General features: G+C 60.1%; 26 protein-coding genes. All 26 read right to left on the bottom strand.

What is annotated here, in order from left to right:
• Positions 1–27: 27 nt before the first annotated feature.
• Positions 28–1,695, bottom strand: coding sequence for a ribonuclease J (locus ACEWPJ_RS06695; RefSeq protein WP_416511881.1), 1,668 nt, complete (start codon positions 1,693–1,695; stop codon positions 28–30).
• Entirely contained in the window at positions 1,692–2,471 is a 780-nt protein-coding gene (locus tag ACEWPJ_RS06690) for a type III pantothenate kinase (protein WP_416511880.1), read from the bottom strand. Before ACEWPJ_RS06690 ends, ACEWPJ_RS06695 begins: the two co-directional genes overlap by 4 nt.
• A 15-nt stretch (positions 2,472–2,486) precedes the next feature.
• The gene (locus ACEWPJ_RS06685) at positions 2,487–3,239 is read right to left on the bottom strand and encodes a biotin--[acetyl-CoA-carboxylase] ligase (protein WP_416511879.1); all 753 of its coding nucleotides are present in this window, start codon (positions 3,237–3,239) and stop codon (positions 2,487–2,489) included.
• Entirely contained in the window at positions 3,229–4,668 is a 1,440-nt protein-coding gene (gene nuoN / locus ACEWPJ_RS06680) for an NADH-quinone oxidoreductase subunit NuoN (protein WP_416511878.1), read from the bottom strand. Before nuoN ends, ACEWPJ_RS06685 begins: the two co-directional genes overlap by 11 nt.
• Before the next feature lie 10 nt (positions 4,669–4,678).
• Positions 4,679–6,220: an NADH-quinone oxidoreductase subunit M gene (locus ACEWPJ_RS06675; RefSeq protein WP_416511876.1), complete on the bottom strand. Its 1,542-nt coding sequence runs from the start codon at positions 6,218–6,220 to the stop codon at positions 4,679–4,681.
• 2 nt (positions 6,221–6,222) lie between these two features.
• On the bottom strand, positions 6,223–8,454 hold the full coding sequence (nuoL, locus tag ACEWPJ_RS06670; protein ID WP_416511874.1) for an NADH-quinone oxidoreductase subunit L: 2,232 nt from the start codon (positions 8,452–8,454) through the stop codon (positions 6,223–6,225).
• 6 nt (positions 8,455–8,460) lie between these two features.
• Positions 8,461–8,766, bottom strand: coding sequence for an NADH-quinone oxidoreductase subunit NuoK (gene nuoK, locus ACEWPJ_RS06665; protein ID WP_416511873.1), 306 nt, complete (start codon positions 8,764–8,766; stop codon positions 8,461–8,463).
• A gap of 124 nt (positions 8,767–8,890) precedes the next feature.
• Positions 8,891–9,505 (bottom strand): NADH-quinone oxidoreductase subunit J, encoded by a 615-nt coding sequence (locus ACEWPJ_RS06660; RefSeq protein ID WP_416511872.1) that lies wholly within the window; start codon positions 9,503–9,505, stop codon positions 8,891–8,893.
• Positions 9,502–9,909: a carboxymuconolactone decarboxylase family protein gene (locus ACEWPJ_RS06655; RefSeq protein WP_416511871.1), complete on the bottom strand. Its 408-nt coding sequence runs from the start codon at positions 9,907–9,909 to the stop codon at positions 9,502–9,504. Before ACEWPJ_RS06655 ends, ACEWPJ_RS06660 begins: the two co-directional genes overlap by 4 nt.
• Positions 9,906–10,418, bottom strand: coding sequence for an NADH-quinone oxidoreductase subunit NuoI (gene nuoI / locus ACEWPJ_RS06650; protein ID WP_416511870.1), 513 nt, complete (start codon positions 10,416–10,418; stop codon positions 9,906–9,908). Before nuoI ends, ACEWPJ_RS06655 begins: the two co-directional genes overlap by 4 nt.
• Positions 10,393–11,430 carry an NADH-quinone oxidoreductase subunit NuoH gene (nuoH, locus tag ACEWPJ_RS06645; RefSeq protein WP_416511868.1) on the bottom strand — a complete coding sequence of 346 codons (1,038 nt, stop codon included), beginning with the start codon at positions 11,428–11,430 and terminating at the stop codon, positions 10,393–10,395. The genes nuoI and nuoH overlap by 26 nt, the downstream gene beginning before the upstream one ends.
• On the bottom strand, positions 11,423–11,647 hold the full coding sequence (locus ACEWPJ_RS06640) for a hypothetical protein (protein WP_416511867.1): 225 nt from the start codon (positions 11,645–11,647) through the stop codon (positions 11,423–11,425). Before ACEWPJ_RS06640 ends, nuoH begins: the two co-directional genes overlap by 8 nt.
• Before the next feature lie 6 nt (positions 11,648–11,653).
• The gene (gene nuoG / locus ACEWPJ_RS06635; protein WP_416511866.1) at positions 11,654–13,672 is read right to left on the bottom strand and encodes an NADH-quinone oxidoreductase subunit NuoG; all 2,019 of its coding nucleotides are present in this window, start codon (positions 13,670–13,672) and stop codon (positions 11,654–11,656) included.
• 3 nt (positions 13,673–13,675) lie between these two features.
• Positions 13,676–14,083: a DUF5333 domain-containing protein gene (locus tag ACEWPJ_RS06630; RefSeq protein ID WP_416511865.1), complete on the bottom strand. Its 408-nt coding sequence runs from the start codon at positions 14,081–14,083 to the stop codon at positions 13,676–13,678.
• Between the two features lie 135 nt (positions 14,084–14,218).
• Positions 14,219–14,740 carry a DUF3291 domain-containing protein gene (locus ACEWPJ_RS06625; protein WP_416511863.1) on the bottom strand — a complete coding sequence of 174 codons (522 nt, stop codon included), beginning with the start codon at positions 14,738–14,740 and terminating at the stop codon, positions 14,219–14,221.
• Entirely contained in the window at positions 14,725–15,057 is a 333-nt protein-coding gene (locus ACEWPJ_RS06620) for a hypothetical protein (RefSeq protein ID WP_416511861.1), read from the bottom strand. Before ACEWPJ_RS06620 ends, ACEWPJ_RS06625 begins: the two co-directional genes overlap by 16 nt.
• Positions 15,054–15,266 carry a hypothetical protein gene (locus ACEWPJ_RS06615; RefSeq protein WP_416511860.1) on the bottom strand — a complete coding sequence of 71 codons (213 nt, stop codon included), beginning with the start codon at positions 15,264–15,266 and terminating at the stop codon, positions 15,054–15,056. Before ACEWPJ_RS06615 ends, ACEWPJ_RS06620 begins: the two co-directional genes overlap by 4 nt.
• Positions 15,267–15,290: 24 nt before the next feature.
• Positions 15,291–16,586, bottom strand: coding sequence for an NADH-quinone oxidoreductase subunit NuoF (nuoF, locus tag ACEWPJ_RS06610; protein WP_416511859.1), 1,296 nt, complete (start codon positions 16,584–16,586; stop codon positions 15,291–15,293).
• Between the two features lie 64 nt (positions 16,587–16,650).
• Positions 16,651–16,881 (bottom strand): DUF5337 domain-containing protein, encoded by a 231-nt coding sequence (locus ACEWPJ_RS06605; RefSeq protein WP_416511857.1) that lies wholly within the window; start codon positions 16,879–16,881, stop codon positions 16,651–16,653.
• Positions 16,882–16,883: 2 nt separating this feature from the next.
• Entirely contained in the window at positions 16,884–17,525 is a 642-nt protein-coding gene (locus tag ACEWPJ_RS06600) for a hypothetical protein (protein ID WP_416511855.1), read from the bottom strand.
• Between the two features lie 119 nt (positions 17,526–17,644).
• Positions 17,645–18,790: an NADH-quinone oxidoreductase subunit E gene (locus tag ACEWPJ_RS06595; RefSeq protein WP_416511854.1), complete on the bottom strand. Its 1,146-nt coding sequence runs from the start codon at positions 18,788–18,790 to the stop codon at positions 17,645–17,647.
• Entirely contained in the window at positions 18,790–19,131 is a 342-nt protein-coding gene (locus tag ACEWPJ_RS06590; RefSeq protein WP_416511853.1) for a hypothetical protein, read from the bottom strand. Before ACEWPJ_RS06590 ends, ACEWPJ_RS06595 begins: the two co-directional genes overlap by 1 nt.
• Positions 19,132–19,192: 61 nt before the next feature.
• The gene (locus ACEWPJ_RS06585; protein WP_416511851.1) at positions 19,193–19,498 is read right to left on the bottom strand and encodes a hypothetical protein; all 306 of its coding nucleotides are present in this window, start codon (positions 19,496–19,498) and stop codon (positions 19,193–19,195) included.
• On the bottom strand, positions 19,495–20,706 hold the full coding sequence (locus tag ACEWPJ_RS06580) for an NADH-quinone oxidoreductase subunit D (protein WP_416511849.1): 1,212 nt from the start codon (positions 20,704–20,706) through the stop codon (positions 19,495–19,497). The genes ACEWPJ_RS06585 and ACEWPJ_RS06580 overlap by 4 nt, the downstream gene beginning before the upstream one ends.
• Positions 20,707–20,710: 4 nt before the next feature.
• On the bottom strand, positions 20,711–21,589 hold the full coding sequence (locus ACEWPJ_RS06575; RefSeq protein ID WP_416511848.1) for a sulfotransferase: 879 nt from the start codon (positions 21,587–21,589) through the stop codon (positions 20,711–20,713).
• Between the two features lie 3 nt (positions 21,590–21,592).
• Positions 21,593–22,219, bottom strand: a complete 627-nt coding sequence (locus tag ACEWPJ_RS06570; RefSeq protein ID WP_416511846.1) for an NADH-quinone oxidoreductase subunit C — start codon at positions 22,217–22,219, stop codon at positions 21,593–21,595.

Raw genomic sequence — 22,219 nt, 5'->3', positions numbered from 1 at the left:
AGACCGAAAGACGTTTTCGCGCAACGCTTAGGCCAGCCTGCTGATAACGACGGTCACTTCGGGCTTGCGACCGATTTCTTCACTGGCGGAGCGCCGAACCTCACGCCGCAGTGCTTCCTCGATCTTGTCGTCGTCGCCCAGCGTCTTGTCATTCATCCGGTTCAACAACTGGCCAAGATCCGCTTCCAGAACATCAACAAGCGGCGCGTTTGAGGTTCCGGTTTCCGGCAACCCCATCAGTTCCACCCACGGATCGCCGAGCGGTTCATCCTCTTCGTCGATAATGACCGTCGCTGTGACATGGCCGTTCAGCGCCATGCGGATGCGGTCGCGGACCACACCGTCAAACGCGCCAATCTTGACAGATCCGTCAAGGTAAAGCCGCCCGGTTTCGATGCAATCAACAACATCCGGCGCATCGCCAGTCAGGTCCAACATCGTGCCGTTCACCGCAACGACCGAGCGGCGCCCAGCAGCCATCGCAAGCTTTGCGTGTTCGCGCAGGTGCCGATGTTCGCCGTGCATCGGAATAACCATCTGCGGCTGCATAATCTCATGCACGCGCAGCAAGTCGGGCCGATTCGCGTGGCCGGAGACGTGGTATTTTCCGCTGCTGTCATCGACCACATCGACGCCCATTTCGGAATAGGCATTGATGATGCGGATCACGCCGCGTTCATTGCCCGGAATGGTTTTGGAACTGAAAAGGAACAGGTCGCCTTCGGCCATCGTAAGCCCCTGATACTTGCCGCGGGCCAGCTGCGCCGATGCGGCACGCCGTTCACCCTGGCTGCCAGTCACGATCAGCATCAGATCCTCACGAGACAGCTCTCGCGCGTCCTCGGGGCTGATCGTCGTCGGGAAGTCGGCCAGCACGCCAGTTGTGATCCCGGCCTCGATCATCCGGCGCATCGCGCGGCCCAGCAAACAGACAGAGCGACCGGCGGCCTTGCCCGCCTCTGCCAGCGTCTTAACCCGCGCGACGTTTGAGGCGAAGGTCGTAGCCACAACCATGCCCTTCGCAGATTTTACAAGCTCGGTGATTTCCGGGCCGACGGATGACTCTGATCGACCTTCATGCGGCGAAAACACGTTGGTTGAATCGCAGACGAGCGCCTTGACCCCTGGTTTTGCAACCTCTGCCCAAAGCTCGGGGTCAAACGGCTCACCGACCAGCGGCGTTTCATCCAGCTTGAAGTCGCCCGTATGCACAACGCGCCCCGCAGGTGTGTCGATCACAAGGGCAGAGCTTTCGGGGATCGAGTGGCTGAGCGGCATGAACGACACGGTGAAGGGGCCAGCCTTGATGACTTCGGGATAGGCGGAGGCTGTGATCACCTCTTCCTCCGGTGCGCCGTGTTCCTCCATCTTGCGTCGGGCGTGATGCGCGGTGAAGGCGCGGGCGTAGACGGGCGCTTTCAACCGGTTCCACAGATGCCCGACTGCGCCCACGTGATCCTCATGCGCGTGGGTTACGAAAATCGCATCAAGCCGATCCGCGTTTTCTTCCAGCCACGTGATATCGGGAAAGATCAGATCGACCCCCGGCGTCGTGTCCATATCGGGAAAGGTGACGCCCAGATCGACGAGGATCAGGCGTTCGCGCCCCTTCGGGCCATAGCCGTAGACATAGGCGTTCATGCCGATCTCCCCCGCGCCGCCGAGGGGGAGGTAGATCAATCTGTCCTTGCTCATATGTTGCCTTGGTCCTTGTTGTATTTGTGGATGACGGTCAGGCCGTGCATCGTAAGATCGTCTTCAAAGTGGTCGAACAGCGCGTATCCCTGCTGGAACAGCGGCGCAAGACCGCCGGTTGAAATCACCTTCATCTCGCGCCCGCGTTCTTCCTTGATCCGGGTCGTGATGCCGTTGATCAGGCCGACATAACCCCAGAACACACCGGATTGCATACAGGCGACCGTATTGGTGCCGATCACATGCTCCGGCTTCGTCACGTCGACATGCGGCAGCGCCGCCGCCGCTTCGTGAAGCGCTTGCAGGCTAAGGTTCACGCCCGGCGATATCACTCCGCCGATATACGCGCCGTCCTCCGCCACCACGTCAAATGTCGTCGCGGTGCCGAAATCGACGAGGATCAGATCACCGCCATAAAGATCGTGGCCCGCAACCGTGTTGACCAGACGATCAGGGCCAACCTGCGTTCCGGCATCGACGCGCACGTCAACAGGCAGCAGGCAGTCCGGCTTGCCCACCACAAGCGGGCGACAGCCGAAATAGCGATCCGCGAAGACGCGCAGGTTCCAGACTACGCGCGGCACGGTAGACGATACGATCACCTCATCAATATCGAATTCGATCTTGTGGTGGCGCAGCAGCGTCGACAGCCAGACGAAATATTGATCCGCCGTGCGCTGATGTTCGGTCGAGGTGCGTAGCGTGCACAAGAAACGCTCCCCGTCCCAGATCGAGAAGACCGTATTGGTATTGCCGCAGTCAATCGCCAGAAGCATAGCGTGCCCCTCTCGTCAGAAAAAAACCTCGGCGGCGGTGATGACACGCCGGCCGCTGGAGGTGTTGAGGATAAGGTTGCCGTTTTCGTCGACGGTTTCAAATGTCCCGACCGTCGCGTCGCGACCCGTGCGGGCGGTGATAACCTCGCCCAGCTTGGCGGCGCGGCTAAGCCATGCCTCACGGATCGGAGCAAAACCATAGGTCGCGAACTGCGCCTCCCATTTCGCGTAAGCGGGGGCGAGCAGGTCGAGAAACTCTTCCGGGCTGACCCGTGCGCCCGTTTCGGAGAGCAGGTTGACGGGTCGCAGGGCACCCTCCTCCACTTGATCCACGCTTGGAGAGGTGATGAGGTTCACCCCGATACCGATGCAGAAATGCGTGATCTGTCCGCCAGACCCGGCGCTTTCCAGCAGGATACCGGCAAGCTTGCCGCCATTCAGCAGAACGTCGTTCGGCCATTTCAGCGTAAACGGTTCTGCCCGGCCAGTGGCGGCGACGCACGCCTCCCACAAGGCGAGCGATGCAACGAAGGATCGTAACGCAACCCTGTCCGGGCTTTCCGCCGGGCGCATCACGAGCGTTGCGCTGAAATTACCTGCAGGATCGGCCCAGGGCTTGCCCCGCCGCCCCCTTCCATGCGTCTGGCGCAGGGCGAGTATCCATTCCGGTCCAGCAAGGTCCGGGGCAAGGCGCTGCGCCTCAAGGTTAGTGCTGTCGACTTCGTTCAGAATACGCCGACCGACACCATCGGGCCAATCAGTTGACAAGGGTCGCCGCCGCGGCCGCCGCAAAGTCTTCGATGCCGAACAGGTTGACGACGCCAAACACCATCATCGCCGCTGACGCCATCAGCGCGACCCACAATACGGGCGAGGTCGGCGTGTCTAGCGCCTCGCGTTCCTCGCCGAAATACATGTAGTAAACGATCCTGAGGTAGTAGAACGCGCCAATCACCGACGCGATAACGCCAGCGACCGCAAGCAAATACATCTCAGCCTGAACTGCGGCTTGCAGCACGTAGAACTTGCCGAAGAAGCCGACCATTGGTGGCACACCCGCAAGGCTGAACAGCAGAACCAACATCGCGAGCGCGCGGAGCGGTTCGCGTTTCGAATACTGGTTGAGTGCCGCGATATCGGTGACGGGCTTGCCGTCCTTCTCCATCGACAGGATGAACGCGAAGGTGCCGATATTCATCGTGACGTAGATCGCCATGTAGATCAGCATCGCCTGCACGCCGAACGCGGTGCCCGACGCAAGGCCGATCAGCGCGAAGCCCATATGGGCAATCGACGAATAGGCCATCAGCCGCTTGATATTGCGCTGCCCGATCCCGGCAACTGCGCCAAGGAACATCGACAGCACCGCCAGCAGCGCGATTATCTGGGTCCAGTCGGCGGTCGCCTGACCGAAGGCGTCATGCAGCACCCGTGCGAACAGGCCCATCGCGGCAACCTTCGGGGCTGTTGCAAAGAACGCCGTGACCGGCGTGGGGGAGCCTTCGTAGACATCCGGCGTCCACATATGGAACGGCACAGCCGACACCTTGAACGCAAGGCCGGTTGCGATGAACACGAGGCCGAACAGCAACCCGATGGACATATGCCCGTCTTCGACGGTCGTGATGATCCCGCCGAACAGTGTGGTCCCAGCAAAGCCGTAGGTCAGCGAAGCGCCGTAAAGCAGCAAGCCTGACGACAGTGCGCCAAGGACGAAATACTTCAACCCCGCCTCGGTCGAGATCGCGCTGTCGCGCCGCAGGGACGCAACGACATAAAGCGCAAGGGATTGAAGCTCTAACCCCATGTAAAGCGCCATCAGATCGCCCGCGCTGACCATCATCATCATGCCAACGACGGCGAGCGCTAGAAGGATCGGGTATTCAAACCGCAGCAAGTCACGCTTCGCCATGTAGTCTTGGCCGATTAGCAGAATGGCCGCCGCAGACAGCAGGATCGTGACCTTGGCGAACCGCGCAAACGCATCGTCGATGAACGCGCCGCCAAAAGCCATATGTGCCGCGTCGCCCGAAATCGCGATCCAGATGCCGAGCCCCGCGAACACGATCGCCGTTAGCCATATCAGCGTCGGGGCCAGCTTATCCTTGCCGGTATAAACCGCAAATATCAGCGCCGCCATCGCATAGACGGCAAGCACAATCTCGGGCAGGACAGTGGAAATATCAGCAGAGATCATCGAACCCACCTTAATGTTGTGCGACTTGCACGGCGCCGTCCGTTGCGGGCAGCGCAGCGTGATATTCAGTAATAAGCGCTTCGACCGACGGACCGATCAGGTCTGTGACCAGCGCCGGGTAAACGCCCAGCAGCAGCGTCATGAAGACGAGCGGGGCGAAGATCGCCCGTTCGCGCTTGGTCATGTCGGTGATTGACCGCAGGCTTTCCTTGATGAGATCGCCCATAACGACCCGACGATACAGCCACAGCGCATAACCGGCCGACAGGATCACGCCGGATGTTGCGACCAGCGCAACCCATGTGTTGACCTGGAAAATGCCCATGAGGGTCAAGAACTCTCCGACAAAGCCCGAGGTGCCGGGCAAGCCGACATTGGCCATCGTGAAGAACATGAAGATCAGCGCATAAGCCGGCATCCGGTTTACAAGGCCACCGTAAGCATCAATGTCGCGGGTATGCATCCGATCATAGATCACGCCGACGCAGAGGAAGAGAGCGCCCGAAATGAACCCATGGCTGAGCATCTGGAAGATCGCGCCGTCGATCCCTTGCTGGTTCGCGGCGAAAATCCCCATCGTGACGTAACCCATATGCGCAACCGAAGAATAGGCGATCAGCTTTTTCATATCCTCCTGCACCAGCGCCACCAGCGAGGTGTAGACAATCGCAATCGCCGACATCCAGAAGATCAGCGGCGCGAGCACATCAGACGCGACCGGGAACATCGGCAGGCTGAAGCGCAGGAAGCCGTAGCCACCCATCTTCAGCAGAATCGCCGCCAGCACGACCGACCCGGCGGTCGGTGCCTGAACGTGCGCGTCCGGCAGCCACGTATGGAACGGCCACATCGGCATTTTGACCGCGAAGGATGAGAAGAACGCGAACCATAGCAGCGTCTGCACCCCACCCGGCACGGTAATCCCGAGGACGGAGATCGTTTCTGAGTCAAATGAATGCGCCATCAGCGACGGAATGTCCGTGGTGCCGCCATAAGTATACATCGCGATCATCGCGACCAGCATCAGAACTGAGCCGATGAAAGTATAGAGGAAGAACTTGAACGCCGCGTAAATCCGGTTCTGCCCGCCCCAGATCCCGATAATCAGGAACATGGGGATCAGGCCCGCTTCGAAGAACAGGTAGAACAGCACAAGGTCCAGCGCGACGAACACGCCGATCATCAGCGTTTCAAGGACGAGGAAGGCGATCATGTAGTCCTTCACCCGGTCCGTCACATCCCAACAGGCGAGGATCACCAGCGGCATCAGGAAGGTCGTCAGCATCACGAACAGGACCGAAATTCCGTCGACACCCATCTTGTAGGTGAAGCCAAGGATCCACTCCCGTTCTTCAACGAACTGAAAGCCTGTGTCCGCCGCATCAAAGCCCGACAGGATAAACAGCGACACGATGAATGTCACCGAGCTCGCGATCAGGGCGAGCCATTTTGCGTTGCGCTGCGCGGCTGCATCGTCCCCGCGCAGGAAAAACGCAAGGATCGCCGCCGCGAGGAGCGGTATAAACGTGACGATGGAAAGCAGGTTTTCCATGGTTATTCAGCCCCTCCGCTGATCGTCATCCATGTGATCAGGACAACGATCCCGATAACCATGGCAAAGGCATAGGTGAAGATGTAGCCGGACTGCGCACGCCCCGCCAAACGCGTGAAGAACGGGATGATTCCCATGGCGAGGCCGTTCAGGAACCCGTCAATGGTTGACCCATCCCCGCGTCGCCACAGGAAGCGGCCAATCGCACGCGCCGGACGCACAAAGATCGCGTCGTAGATCTCATCGAAATACCACTTGTTCAGCAGGAACTGATACGCGTGCGGCTGGCTGTCGGCCAGACGGCGCGGCAGCGCCGGGTTCACGATGTAGAACAAGTAAGCCAGCGCGAGGCCAAGCACCATCGCGATGAACGGCGAAACCTTGACCCATTTGGGCGCGTGGTGGGCTTCATCCATCACGTGATTGTCGGGATGGGTAAAGACTGCGCCCTGCCCCGGTGCCCAACCAGCAGCGGCGTGGGTTTCGCCCGCGTCCTCTCCGTGGCCTGCATCGGCGGTTTCGGTCGCGCCATGATCACCCTCACCCGCAGGTTCGGTGACCGCTTCGGCAGCGCCTTCGGTGTCACCCTCGGCCAGTTCTTCGGTCGCGGCGACAACACCTTCGCCGTCGGCGGTGCTTTGGCCATGTCCGGCATCAGCGGTTTCAGTGCCATGGTCGCCTTCTGCCGCCTCGGCATGGGCCGGAACGCCGTAGAATTCGTTGACCTCATCATGATCGCCAAAGAATGACCCGAACCAGACCATACCGGCAAAGATCGCGCCAAGCGCCAGAACACCAAGCGGGATGATCATCGTCATCGGGCTTTCATGCGCGTGTTCATGCGTGTGCTTGTCGCCGCGCGCTTCGCCAAAGAACGTCAGGAACATCAGCCGCCAGCTGTAGAAGCTGGTCATGAACGCCGCCACAACCAGCAGCCAGAAGGCATAGTTGCCAACGGCGGTATGCGCGCCGAACGCGCTTTCAATGATCGCGTCTTTCGACAGGAATCCGGCGAACCCGATATGGGTCAGCGGAATGCCAACACCCGTAATTGCCAACGTGCCGATCAGCATCGCCCAATAGGTGTAGGGGATTTTCTTACGCAGCGCGCCGTAATTCCGCATGTCCTGTTCGTGATGCATCGCGTGGATCACCGATCCCGCGCCAAGGAACAACATCGCTTTGAAGAACGCGTGCGTGAACAGGTGAAACATCGCCGCAGAGTAAACACCGACACCGGCTGCTACGAACATATAACCAAGCTGCGAACAGGTGGAATACGCGATCACCCGCTTGATGTCGTTCTGCACAAGCCCCACGGTCGCAGCAAAGAACGCCGTGCTCGCGCCAATGATAACGACGAACATCTTGGCTTCGGGCGCGAATTCCATCAGCGGCGACATGCGGCAGACAAGGAATACGCCCGCCGTGACCATCGTCGCCGCGTGGATCAGGGCCGACACGGGCGTCGGGCCTTCCATCGCGTCCGGCAACCAGGTGTGCAGGAACAGCTGCGCCGACTTGCCCATTGCGCCGACGAAAAGAAGGAACGCCAACAGGTTGGCCGCGTTCCAGTCGGTCCACAGGAAGGTGATCGTCGTTTCCGCCAGCGTCGGCGCGGCGGTAAAGATGTCATCCAATGCAATGCTGTCGACCAGCAGGAACAGCCCGAAAATCCCGAGGAGGAAGCCGAAATCGCCGACACGGTTCACCACGAACGCCTTGATCGCGGCCGCGTTTGCCGACGGTTTGCGATAGTAGAATCCGATCAGCAAGTAGGACGCGACCCCCACACCTTCCCAGCCAAAGAACAGTTGAAGCAGGTTGTTCGCCGTCACCAGCATCAACATCGCGAAGGTGAAGAAAGACAGGTAAGCAAAAAAGCGTGGCTTGTAGCTTTCGCCCTCTTTCCACTGGGGGTCGTGATCCATGTAGCCCATGCTATAAAGGTGGACGAGGCTTGATACCGTCGTCACCACGATCAGCATGATCGCCGTCAGGCGGTCCAGCCGGATCGACCAGCTTGTGTCAAGGCTGCCGGACTGAATCCAGCGGAAAATCTCAATGTATCGGGTTTCACCTTCGAACCCGAAAAACACGATCCATGACAGCAGGGCGGCAAGAAACAGCAGCCCCGTCGTGACATACATCGCACCCTTTTCGCCGATGATCTTCCAGCCGAAGCCGGCGATGATCGCGCCCACAAGCGGGGCAAAGAGGATGATGGTTTCCATGTCCCTCTACCCTTTCATCACATTAACATCTTCAACCGCGATGGTGCCGCGGTTGCGGAAGAAACAGACAAGGATGGCAAGGCCGATTGCGGCCTCGGCCGCCGCAACCGTCAGCACGAACATGGTGAAGACCTGCCCGACGAGATCACCCAAGAAACTTGAGAAAGCGACGAGGTTGATGTTCACCGCAAGCAGCATCAGTTCGATCGACATCAGCAGGATGATGACGTTCTTCCGGTTGAGGAAAAGCCCGAAGATGCCAATGACGAACAAAGCCGCCGCGACGCCCAAGTAATGTTCAAGTCCGATCATCTGTCCCTCCGGGCCTTGCCCGTATTATCTTTCCGTCTTGCGCCCCGGACTTGATCCGGGGCCTCTTTCCTATCGTCCGCCCGGCTGGGCGAGGCCCCGGAGCGCGTCCGGGGCGGGTCAGCGGCTATAGTCCCTGCCCCGGCTTCACGTCTTTCAGTTCCATCGCTTTCGCGGGATCGCGGTGCATCTGGGCGATGACGTTCTGGCGTTTAACGTCCGGGCGGTGGCGCAGGGTCAGGACGATGGCCCCAATCATTGCAACCAGCAGGATCAGACCCGCCGCTTGGAACAGATAGATGTAATCGTCATAGATCAACCGACCCAGCGCTGCCGTGTTGTGCGTTTCGTTCAGGTCGGGGGTGATCGCACCGCGCAGCCCTTCGGCCTGATCCGCAAAGCTCCAGTTGCCGAGCACGATGCCAAGCTGCATCAGCAGAACGACCCCGATCAGCAGCGCGAGCGGCACATAGCGGGCCATTTCGGCCTTCAGCTCCGCAAAATCGACGTCGAGCATCATGACCACGAACAGGAACAACACCGCGACCGCGCCGACATAGACGATAACCAACAGCATCGCCACGAACTCCGCCCCCAGAAGCACGAACAACCCGGCAGAACTTAGGAACGCGAGGATCAGCCACAGCACCGAATGGACCGGGTTGCGCGACACGACGACGAACAGCCCGGCGGCCACCGTCGTGATCGCGAAAACGTAGAACGAAAAGACAGCTACAGTCATGCCTCGTCACCTTCTTTGTCTTTCATGACTTCCTGCGCCAGTTCCAGCGCGCGGGTCATTGCGGGGATACCGGCAAAAACCGACATCGTGCCGATCGTCTCGGCGATTTCCTGCGGTTTTGCGCCCGCTTCAAGCGCGTGGCGCACCGTAACGCGGATCGGGGAATCCGCCTGCGCGCCCTGCATCGTCAAACCAGCCAGCGTCAACAACAGCCGGGTTTTCGCATCCAGCCCGTCCTTGTTCACCGCATTGCCGAACACCATCTCCATGAAGTCTTTCGGCATGGTGGGCCACAGATTTTCAAACCCTCTCGGCGAAAACGACTCCATCGCAGGGTTGAAGGCTTTCGCCAACTCCTGCGCCTGTTTCATCATGTCATCGAAGGGGTTTTTCGGATCGGTCATCGGTACGGTGCATCCAGTTCAAGGTTGCGGGCGATTTCGGCTTCCCAACGCTCTCCGTTTTCAAGCAGCTTTTCTTTGTCGTAGAAAAGTTCCTCGCGGGTTTCGGTCGAGAACTCGAAATTCGGGCCTTCGACGATGGCATCGACCGGGCAGGCTTCCTGACAAAAGCCGCAGTAGATGCATTTTGTCATGTCGATGTCGTAACGCGTCGTGCGGCGGCTGCCATCATCGCGCGGCTCCGCATCAATGGTGATCGCTTGGGCGGGGCATACGGCCTCACACAATTTGCAGGCGATGCAGCGTTCTTCGCCGTTCGGATAGCGGCGCAGCGCGTGTTCACCCCGGAACCGCGGCGACAACGGGCCCTTTTCATGCGGATAGTTCAGCGTCGCCTTGGGCGAGAAGAAATACTTCAGCCCCAGCCCGAACCCCTTGATAAAGTCGGTCAGCAGGAAATATTTCGCAGCGCGGGTGTAGTCCATATTAGCCCCCCACGGCCCAGCGGGCATACGCTCCGCCAAAGGCCCCGAATTGTGCAAAGAACGCGACGATCACCACCCAGGCGAGCGATAGCGGCAGGAACACTTTCCAGCCGATCCGCATCAGCTGGTCGTAGCGATAGCGCGGTGTGATCGCCTTGACCATCGCGAAGATGAAGAAGAAGAACGCCATCTTGCCGACCATCCACAGCGCGCCATCCGGCAGGCCCGGAATGGGCGACAGCCAGCCGCCGAAGAACAACAGCGACGTCAGCGCGCACATCAGGAAGATCGCGATGTATTCGCCGGCCATGAACAGCAGGAACATCGTCGACGAATATTCCACCTGATACCCCGCGACCAGTTCGCTTTCCGCTTCCGGCAAGTCAAACGGCGGGCGGTTGGTTTCCGCAAGCGCCGAGATAAAGAACAGCGCGACCATCGGCAGGTGCGGCAACCAATACCAGCTAAAGAAGCCGTAGTCTCCGTCCTGCGCCCGCACGATGTCACCGAAGGACAGCGACCCGGTCGAGATCACGACGCCGATGATAATCAGGCCAATCGACACTTCGTATGAGATCATCTGCGCCGCCGACCGCAGGCTGCCAAGGAACGGGTATTTGGAGTTTGACGCCCAGCCCCCCATGATGACGCCGTAAACCTCAAGCGATGACACCGCGAAGACATAAAGGATCGCGACGTTCAGATCGGCGAGAACCCAGCCGTCGGCGAAGGGAATAACTGCCCACGCGATCATCGCCAGAACGAAGGACGCCATCGGCGCGAGGAAGAAAACGGGCTTGTCCGCACCGGCGGGAACGACGACCTCTTTCACCACGTATTTCAGCGCATCCGCCACCGATTGCAGCAGGCCAAAGGCACCAACGACGTTCGGCCCTTTGCGCATCTGGACGGCGGCCCAGATCTTCCGGTCGCCATAGACGAGGAACAAGAGCGAGATCATGACAAAACCGATCACCGCAAGGCATTGCGCGACGATAATCAGCAGTATTCCGAAAGGGGTGGAAAGAAATTCAGCCATTGGTCCTCACACCGTCGGTATTCCAGTTTCCACGCGATGCGCCATGCCCGACTTTGGCGTCGCTGATCGGCAAATCACGTGGCAGCGTCGGCGAGTTGGTGTAAACAGCATCCCCGCCCCGATTGCCACCCTGAATCAATAGGTTTCTGCGCAGATGTCGCGCAAATTCACCGCCGCGCATCGTCGCAGCGGTGGTGTTGATATGCGGGCGTGCCATCACGCCCTACTCCGCCGCCAGCTTGTCGCTGCCGCGCGCTTTGGCATTCGCCGAAAGCTCCGCCATCAGGGTCGAGGCGCGGGCGATGGGGTTGGTCAGGTAGAAATCCGCAACCGCATTGCGGAGATCGGCCTTACCCGGCGCGCGTTCGGCGATCGGTGTCCAGTCGTTTTCAGGCACATCGTCAATCGCGGCAAGGTGCGGAACCTCAGCCACCAAGGCCTGCCGCAACTGCGCAAGGCTGTCATAGGGCAAGGTCGTGCCAAGCTCCCCGGACAACGCCCGCAGGATCGCCCAGTTTTCCTTGGCCTCGCCCGGTGCGAACCCGGCCCGAAGCGCGAGTTGCGGGCGGCCTTCGGTGTTGACGAACAGCCCCTGTTCTTCGGTATAGGCGGCCCCCGGCAGGATCACATCCGCCCGGTGCGCACCCCGGTCGCCATGGCTGCCCTGATAGATCACGAACGGCCCTGCCGCGATGTCGACTTCATCCGCGCCAAGGTTATAGACCACATCCGCGCCATCCAGCGCCGTAGTCACGCCGCCATCGGTCACTGCACCAATATCCATCGCCCCAACGCGGGAGGCCGCGGTATGCAGCACCAGCAGTTTTGATTTAGTCGCCTCGGCCAGCTTCATCGCCTGGCTCAACACCGCTTCGCCATCCGCTTCTTGCAGCGCGCCTTGGCCAACGATAATCAGCGACGGAACGTCGAGCACTTTCTCGAACTTATGCTCAAGCAGCCCGGTCAGCGCAGCGCGATCCGTGCCGACGTGGTGGTAATCATAGGTCAGATCGACCGCCTCACCCACCAGACCAACCTCCGCCCCGGAGAGCCAAGCCTTACGGATGCGAGCGTTCAGCACAGGCGCCTCGGTCCGGGGGTTTGTGCCGATCAGTTGGATCATCTTGGCGCTATCGATGTCTTCGATGGTCGCCGTGCCGACATAGGCCGACCTATTGCCCGCGGGCAGCTTCGCACCATCCGTCCGGCATTCGACGCGGCCACCCTGCCCTTCGACAAGCTGTTTCAGCGCGAACGCGGCCTCGACCGGGGCCAGATCACCAACCAGCCCCGCGACGGTTTTGCCTTTCATCGCCTCTGCCGCCTTGCCAAGCGCCTCGCCCCACGTCGCGGGGCGTAGCTTGCCGCCGTCGCGGACATAGGGCTTGTCCAGCCGCTGCCGCCGCAGCCCGTCCCAGACAAAGCGCGTCTTGTCGGAGATCCACTCCTCATTCACGCCGTCATGGTTGCGGGGCAGGATGCGCATGACCTCACGCCCCTTGGTATCCACGCGGATGTTCGACCCGAGCGCATCCATCACGTCGATGGTTTCCGTCTTGGTCAACTCCCACGGACGAGCAGTGAAGGCATACGGCTTCGACGTCAGCGCGCCGACCGGACACAGGTCGATGATGTTGCCCTGCAGGTTGCTGTCGAGCGTTTCGTTCAAATAGCTGGTGATCTCGGCATCCTCACCGCGCCCCGTCTGGCCCATCTGGCTGATCCCGGCGACCTCGGTGGTGAAGCGCACGCAGCGGGTGCAGGAAATGCACCGGGTCATCGCCGTCCCGACAAGCGGGCCGAGGTTCAGTTCATCCACCGCCCGTTTCGGTTCGCGATAGCGGCTGAAGTCCACGCCGTAAGCCATTGCCTGATCTTGCAAATCACACTCACCTCCCTGATCGCAGATCGGGCAATCAAGCGGGTGGTTGATCAGCAGAAACTCCATCACGCCCTCGCGGGCCTTCTTCACCATGGGCGAATTCGTCTTGACCACCGGCGGCTGGCCTTCCGGCCCGGGGCGCAAGTCTTTCACCTGCATCGCGCAGGACGCGGCGGGTTTGGGCGGGCCGCCCACGACTTCGACCAAACACATCCGGCAGTTCCCGGCGATCGACAGGCGTTCATGGTAGCAAAAGCGGGGGATTTCGATCCCCGCCTGCTCGCACGCCTGAATGAGCGTCATCGCCGGGTCGACCTCAACCTCGGTGTCGTCGATGATGATTTTGCGTAGGTCACTCATGGTTCAGTCTGCCCTTAACAAAACGCCAATCTGGTTGCCGGCCGCGATCTGGGCCCGCCCAACGGCGCAATAGGTTTCTGGATTGCCCTCGACCGCACCCTTGTCGGCCAGCCAGGCATTGACCCGCGCACGCAGGCGGGCCTCTTCCTCTTCGTTATCGACATAGGCCTCGATCTCCTCTTCCGAGAAGCCCGCGTTCTTGGCCATCGTGTATAGCGACCTGAGATAGAAGATCCCGCGCAACTTACGCACGCTGATCGTCGGACAGGTCTCATAAATCGTTTCGGTGATCCCGGCGAGGATCAGACCGTTGTTCACCTCTGCATTGTCGCGCAGGCTGGCCGCGTGGGCCGTCGTTGCCGTGGCAAGGACTACCGCAGAAGTCGCTAGAGCTTTGAATGTATGTGTCATGTTTGGTTTCCTTTCATAAGAAAGGAAAGGAACCGCATGGGTGATATACAATATCGCCCCGCCCCAGCGGACCATTCGCAAGCGTTAACACCTTGCAAAAACGGGAATATTTGGGTTTGCCCACCAAACATGCCGCTACTCCGCCGCCAGTTCATTGCAGTTGCGGGTTTTCCACAAATGCGCATCTTTCAGGTAGGACCAGCCGAACGCATAATCGCTGTCACCCTCAGCTTTCAAGTGGTCGAGCCGTTCCAGCGCCTCTTCCAATGTCGGCTGATAGCCTTCGGGCACCCACCACATGACAAAATGCATTTCCCCCAGAACCTCGAACCACTCTTTCCGGCGGTCGTAGAACTGACGGTGGACGGTGTTCCAGACAAAGCTTTCAAGCGTTTCGACAGTTTCCCAGACGGTCAGGTTCGCGACATGCCGCGGATCGGTCCCGATGTTGTTTTCGGTGTTGCCGCGACCCGGTTCCCCCGATCCTTCCATCATCCAGACGAAACCGGGCATCCGCTTGCCCATGCCGTTGATCCGGTCGAGCGCTTCCATGAACTCAGCCACGCGCGGATCATCCGTCGGGGCGATCAGACGCCCGACGTTCAACTCCGCAAGGTGATGGTTCTTTGGTTGCACCTGCCCTACCTCTTCGTACACCGACCGTTAAAGATCAGCTTGTCGCCATTCTGAGCAAACGCCCAATCGCCCGTCGCAGAGTCCATTGCCCAATCAACCTCTGACCCGCCGAACGTCAGCAGGCAATATCGCGTCGCCGGGAAGCGCACGCTTTCGCGCACCTCATCCACGCCGCTGCCGTTGTGAACGACCGCGACCGAAAAGTCCCGCTCCTCCCCCTTGTCGAGCTTCGCGCGAAACGGCATCGACCGCGCCGCCTGTGCATCGACCGTCCGAAAAATCCCGCAGGAACTGACCGATCCGATCAGAGTAAGGGCAATGAGGGAACGGATAATCATTCGGCTGCCACCCTGCTTGCTGTTCTTTCATTCGGCCAAGTGGCGAACGCCAAGAAAACAAGAAGGACCATCGCAGCCCCCGGCACGAGAGACAGCAGCCCCCAAGCGCCGTTATATCCGGCCTTGTCGAATATCCGCCAGAAAACCAGCGGAACCAGAAGCATGCAGGCCACAAGAAGAAGACCCGGAAGACCGATATTGTTCAACATCTGCCTGTTACTCCCTACCAACAATCATTCAGCCGCCACCGCCGACACGCGGCCGGTTCGCTTGTGCTTGATGCGATCTTCAATTTCGTCCCGGAAATGGCGGATCAGACCCTGGATCGGCCAAGCCGCCGCGTCACCGAGGGCGCAGATCGTGTGGCCTTCGACCTGTTTCGTGACGTCGAGCAGCATGTCGATCTCTTCGACTTCCGCATCGCCCTTCACCAAACGATCCATGACGCGCATCATCCATCCGGTGCCTTCGCGGCAGGGCGTGCACTGGCCGCAGCTTTCGTGCTTGTAGAACTTCGCCAACCGCCAGATCGCCTTGATGACGTCCGTGCTCTGATCCATCACGATCACCGCCGCCGTGCCAAGGCCCGAGCGTTGTTCGCGCAGCCAATCGAAATCCATGATCGCCTCATCCGCGATGTCTTTCGGCAGCAGCGGCACGGACGATCCACCGGGGATCACCGCCTTGAGGTTGTCCCAGCCGCCCCGCACGCCGCCACAGTGACGGTCGAGCAGTTCTTTCAGCGGAATCGACATTTCTTCTTCGACGACACAGGGGTTGTTCACGTGGCCCGAGATGCCGAACAGCTTGGTTCCCGCGTTGTTGGGCCGCCCGAAAGACGAGAACCAATCCGGCCCGCGCCGCAGGATCGTCGGCACAACCGCAATGGATTCGACGTTGTTCACCGTCGTCGGGCAGCCATAAAGCCCTGCTCCCGCGGGGAAAGGCGGCTTCATACGCGGCATGCCCTTCTTGCCCTCAAGGCTTTCCAGCAGCGCTGTTTCCTCACCACAGATATAGGCGCCGGCGCCGTGATGCAGGTAAAGGTCAAAGTCCCAACCGGACTTCGCCGCGTTCTTGCCGAGCAGACCGTCTTCGTAGCACTCGTCGATCGCGGCTTGCAGGGCTTCGCGTTCGCGGATGAATTCGCCGCGGATGTAGATGTAGCAGGCATGCGCGCCCATCGCGAAACTCGCGATCAGCGCCCCTTCGATCAGCGTGTGGGGATCGTGGCGCATGATCTCCCGGTCCTTGCAGGTGCCGGGTTCGGATTCATCGGCGTTGATGACCAGATAGGCCGGGCGACCATCGCTTTCCTTCGGCATGAAGGACCATTTCAGCCCCGTCGGAAAGCCGGCGCCGCCGCGCCCGCGCAGACCAGACGCCTTGGCCTGATCGACAATCCAGTCGCGGCCATTCTTAATCAGCCCTGCGGTTCCGTCCCAATGGCCACGCGCCTTTGCACCCGCAAGGCTGCGGTCGTGCATACCGTAGAGATTGGTAAAGATCCGGTCCTGGTCCTTCAGCATCTCGTCATCCTTCATTCACCGGGCCGTGGCCCGCATCCTGCGCCGAGCATCCGCCCGGCTGTCATTATCCGTCCCGGCGTTTCCGCCAGATTTGCACCGCCACAACCAGCGCCCATACGAACGCTGCAATCGCGGCCAGGTCGAACAGGATGCGCGTCGATTGCGCCCATTCCAGTTTCGACCCCAGCCAATTCACCCCGATCCAGCACATCATCGCCGCCGCAATGACAAGGGAAACCACCCTCGCCTGCCGCGCCAGCGCTTTGTCCTGTTCCGGGGTCAATGCCATCGTCATTCCTAGCCCTTGGCCAAATCCAGATCACGCGCCTGCGCGATCCAGTTGTCCCGTTCGATCCGCCCCTTGAACGTCAACCGAGAATCAACCCAAGCCACCTGCGCAGGCGTCCACGCAGCGATCTGGTCGAAATGGTAGAAGCCCATCTCGTTCAAGGTCTTTTCAAGCTTCGGCCCAACGCCCGATATTTTCTTGAGGTCGTCCGCAGCACCGCCACGCGGACCCGCCAGGATTTCCGGCGCGTCCTCAGCCACATCGGCGCTGTCTGCGGCTGGCACCTCGGCCTCAGCCTTCAGCGGGGCTTCGGTCGCGGCCGCATTCTCAGGCCGCGGCGCGGGTTCGGCTACCATTGGCGGCGCAGTCTCGACCGGCTCAACCGCAGCGGCCTGCCCGGCAGAGGATTCTTCCTCCTCCAGAACCTTCTGGACTATCGGCGATCCTGTCTCTGCCTCAATCGTCTGGCAGAACATCTTTTGCAGCCACATCGCCAACCCGACCAGCACGACAATCGCGATCACAAGCGCGATCAGCCAGTGCATCCCGAACCGCCCCGAAAGCAGCATGAACACGGCGAGGCCGACAAGCGCCCCGATGATCCAACAAATGTTGGTGCAATTAAAAAAGCCGTCATTCTTGGCAGTCATCTTTAAATCCCCCCTGGGTTACATACGACGACCGCAATGGTGGCTGTCATGCAGCCCGTTTTGAATTTATGCGTTGCCGTCATCATTCTCATACGATGCCCCTGACCGGAGTTCCGGTATCAGTAGACGCCTCCTTTATCGACTTTCTTTGAAAACGCGGTGTCGCCGCCCTCGGCAAGCACGCGGGCCTGATCGACCCAGTTATCCCGGCTGACCCGGCCCTTGAACCCTTCAAGGTTCTGATCGACCCATTCCACTTCGTCAGCGCCCCATTCAGCGATCTGGTCAAAGTGGTAAAAGCCGAGCGCGTTCAGCATTTTTTCAAGTTTCGGCCCGACACCCTTGATCTTTTTCAAGTCATCCGCGCCCGCATCGCGCGGCGCGGCCATCGTCGCGGGCTTGGTGCCAGAGCCACCAGCGTTATCTGACTGCACCGGCTTCGCCTTGGTCTTCGCATCCGCCTCTTGCTTCGTCACACCGGTTTCGCTGACCGGTTTCGACTTCGCGGGTTTCGGCTCTTCGATCTTCTTTTCGGTGCGCTTGGGCGAAGCTTTGCCCTTGCCAAGCCAAGGTGTCACCAAGGGCACCTCGGTCCCGTCGATCCGCTTGATCGTATCGCCAAGATCAACCGCCAACTGCGCCGACGCGTTATACTGCGTGCGGCCGCTTTCGTGGTGGGTCAGTGAGGTCAGGCCCGACAGCGGCTCGGCAGCGTAGCGTCCGTTTTGCGGCCCCGGCACAGGCACTTTGCCAGCGGCGAGTTCGTCGATGATTTCCCCAAACCGTTCGGCGGTCAGGTCTTCGTAGTAGTCCTTGCCGATCTGCACCATCGGGGCGTTCGTGCAGGCCCCAAGGCACTCGACCTCTTCCCAGCTGAACTTGCCATCTTCGGACAGCTGATGCGGCTTCGGCGCGATCTTGTCCTGACAGACCGCCATCAAATCCTCAGCCCCGCAGATCATGCAGGATGTCGTGCCACAAATCTGGAAATGCGCAACCGAACCAACGGGTTGCAGTTGGAACATAAAGTAGAAAGACGCAACTTCCAGCGCCCGCATATAGGCCATACCGAGCATTTCCGCGACGTGTTCGATTGCGGGCCGGGTCAGCCATCCCTCCTGCTCCTGCGCGCGCCACAGCAGCGGGATGATGGCAGAGGCTTGCCGCCCCTCGGGGAACTTGGTCATCTGGGCCTCGGCCCACGCCTTGTTCTCAGGGGTGAAAGCAAATGTTTCGGGTTGGGTCTGGTGAAGACGGCGCAGCATCAGGCGCATCCTCCAAATTTGGAAATTGCGATTGTTTCGTCAGCTTCATCGGCGCACAGCCCGCCCGAAGCAAAGAGGGTTTCCATCACTGCAAAAACGCGGCGCTGGCCGATGAATTTCGTCACACCCGTATGCGGGTCCAGCTTTTCAGCCTCCGTTGGGATGATCCCGTCCGCGTGCATCCGGTCGACAAATGCGGAATACCGCATGGTGCAGTCGTTTTCGGCAAACACGCTGTCCACATAGGCACGCGCCACGGCGGGCGAGTCGATCCGAACCGACGCGAGCGCGAGCGTCGCGCTCGCAAGCAACAGCAGCACAGAGAGTGACAGCACGCTCATGCCGGCACCGGTGAGTTGGCCGGAATCCGATCAACTTGTTTTTTGCAGAAACCGCCCAACATCAGTTCGGCTCCACTCGTTGCAGCTTCCACGTCCGCGTCGAACCGGGAACTCCCACAGCGTTGACAGACTGCGAGCCGGTGTTGCCTGTTTGACCGTTCCGGCCTTCCGACGACAGCACGTAGTCAGTCCCCTCGCTACGCAAAATCAGTTGAATTTGGTCGTCATATCTTACAAATTCTTTCGTTCGATCGCTCCATATATAAATCAGCGCACTCGGAATCAGTGCTGCTAACCCGATTACCCAAGCAACATTCTTGAGTAGAGAGAAGAAATCATTATATTTTCGAATGATCTCGGTGTTCACCTGTCGATCTCCCCAAACACCACGTCCATCGTCCCGATGATCGCCGCGACGTCGGCCAGTTGGTGGCCAGTCGCAATATGGTCCATCGCCTGCAAATGCAGGAAGCCCGGCGCACGGATTTTGCTGCGGTAGGGTTTGTTGGTGCCGTCGGCCACTAGGTAAACGCCGAATTCGCCCTTCGGCGCTTCGACGGCGGCGTAAACCTCCCCCGCCGGAACGTGGAAGCCTTCGGTATAAAGTTTGAAGTGATGGATCAGCGCTTCCATCGAGGTTTTCATATCGCCCCGGCTTGGCGGCGTAATCTTGCCCCGCGCGAGGATCTCGCCCGGCTCGGCCCGCAGCTTTTCAATCGCCTGACGGATGATGCTGGTCGATTCCCGCATTTCCTGCATCCGGCACAGGTAACGGTCATAGCAGTCACCGTTCTTGCCGATGGGAATCTGGAACTCAAACTCATCGTAGCATTCGTAAGGCTGCGATCGCCGCAAATCCCACGCGAGGCCCGATCCGCGCACCATGACGCCGGAGAATCCCCAATCGAGGATTTCCTCTTCGGTCACGACGCCGATATCAGCATTACGCTGCTTGAAGATACGGTTTTCGGTCAGCAACCCGTCGATATCGTCCAGCACTTTGGGGAAATGGTCGGCCCATTCCTCAATATCGTCCAGAAGCTCCGGCGGCAGATCCTGATGCACCCCACCGGGGCGGAAATACGCGGCGTGAAGGCGGGCTCCGCAGGCGCGTTCGTAGAACACCATCAACTTTTCGCGTTCTTCAAAGCCCCAAAGCGGCGGGGTCAGCGCGCCAACGTCCATCGCCTGCGTCGTGACGTTCAACAGGTGGTTCAGCACCCGCCCGATTTCCGAATAAAGCACCCGGATCAGCGACGCGCGGCGCGGCACCTCTACCCCGGTCAGCTTTTCAATCGCCAGACACCAAGCATGTTCCTGGTTCATCGGCGCAACGTAATCCAGCCGATCGAAATAGGGCAGGTTTTGCAGATAGGTGCGCGACTCCATCAGCTTTTCGGTGCCACGGTGCAGCAGACCGATATGCGGGTCGCACCGTTCGACGATCTCGCCGTCAAGCTCCAGCACCAACCGCAACACCCCGTGCGCCGCAGGGTGCTGCGGGCCAAAGTTGATGTTGAAGTTGCGGATCTTCTGTTCGCCCGTTTGGGCATCGTCAAACTTGGTGCCGTCCATCATCTCACACCTTCATCATGTTCTGTTGCCATGCATCGGGAAGCGTGCCGAAGCGCGCCTCCATCGCGGCATATTGCGGGGCCAGCAGGCGCGAAAGCGCGCCACGCGCCTCATCCTCCAGCGTGACGGGCACGCCGCCATGCACCCTGTCTCCGTAGTCGCCGGGCCGTGGCGCGATGCCAAGGAAGCGGCACAGTTTTTCAATGCTCGCGTCGGAAAACAGCGTTTCGTAAAAGCCGACGAACAGCGACGCCGCCGGCACCGCGCGATCCAGCCGCGACAGCGCCCCGGCATAGTCTGACCGCGCCATCGCGTTCTTTTCCTCGCCCGCCAGCACCTTCTGCACCATTCGCGCGGCGATCCCGGCAACGTCGCCGGCGGCCTTGGCCTGCCGTTTCGCCACCATCCGAATGTTCGACCACAACCGCGCCACCGGGTCGCGCAGCAGGTAAACGAACCGCGTCACGGGGGCGAGCGTTGCCATCTGGCGCAACCGCGCCTCAGGCAGCATCGCATAGGCCGGGGTGATATCACCGACGAGTTTCGCATCCGCCGCATCGCGGTAAAGATAACCAAGGTAGCGTTCGGTATCGTCCTCACCCGAGGCAAGCACATCGCGCCATTCGGTCAGTGCGGCGATCTTCGCATCCAGCTTGTCGCCGTACGCGCCCTGAAACCGCGCGCGCTTTTCTTCTACCTTCGCGATCCGCTCCTCAATGGCGGCCACCTGCGACTTACTGCGCCCGGTTTCCAGCGTATCGAAGAAATGCAGCTCTTTCGGATCGGACATCGCACAGTCCGGATGCGCGTCCAGATAGCGGTAGAGCCAGCTTGTCCCCGCCTTCGTCGCGCCGATCCCGTACATGAGCGTTGCCTGGGCCATGGATTACGCCTTGGCCTCCTCATCCTTCTCGTCACCGGGAAGGATGTATTCCGCGCCCTCCCACGGGGACATGAAATCAAACTGGCGGTATTCCTGGACCAGCTTCACCGGCTCGTAGACCACGCGTTTCTGCGCCTCGTCATAGCGGACCTCGGTATAACCCGTCGTGGGGAAATCCTTGCGCAGCGGATGGCCACGGAACCCGTAATCCGTCAGGATACGGCGCAGGTCGGGATGCCCGGTGAAAAGGATGCCGAACATGTCGAACACTTCCCGTTCGAACCAATTGGCCGAGGGGTGAACATCTGTGATCGACGCGACCATGTCCTGTTCGCGGATCGACAGGCGCAGGCGGATGCGATGGTTCTGATACATCGACAGGAAGTGGTAGACGACGTCGTAACGCTTGTCCCGCGCCGGGTAGTCCACTGCCGTAATGTCAATCAGCGTCGAGAAGCGGCAGTTCCGGTCGGCTTTCAGGAATTCGACAAGCCCCACGATCGCGGACGGAACCACGTCGACGGTCAGTTCATCATGGGCAATCGAATAGCCCAGAACAGCGTCCGGTTGCTTCAACTCGATCTTGGCGCCAAGTTCGTTCAGCGCCTCTGTCTGCATGTCATCGGCCAT

It is taken from the genome of Aliiroseovarius sp. YM-037 (assembly GCF_048060095.1).
GTDB lineage: Bacteria > Pseudomonadota > Alphaproteobacteria > Rhodobacterales > Rhodobacteraceae > JBLUOA01.
The sequence above is the reverse complement of the archived record's forward strand: the minus strand, read 5'-3'. Positions and strand labels throughout refer to the sequence as shown.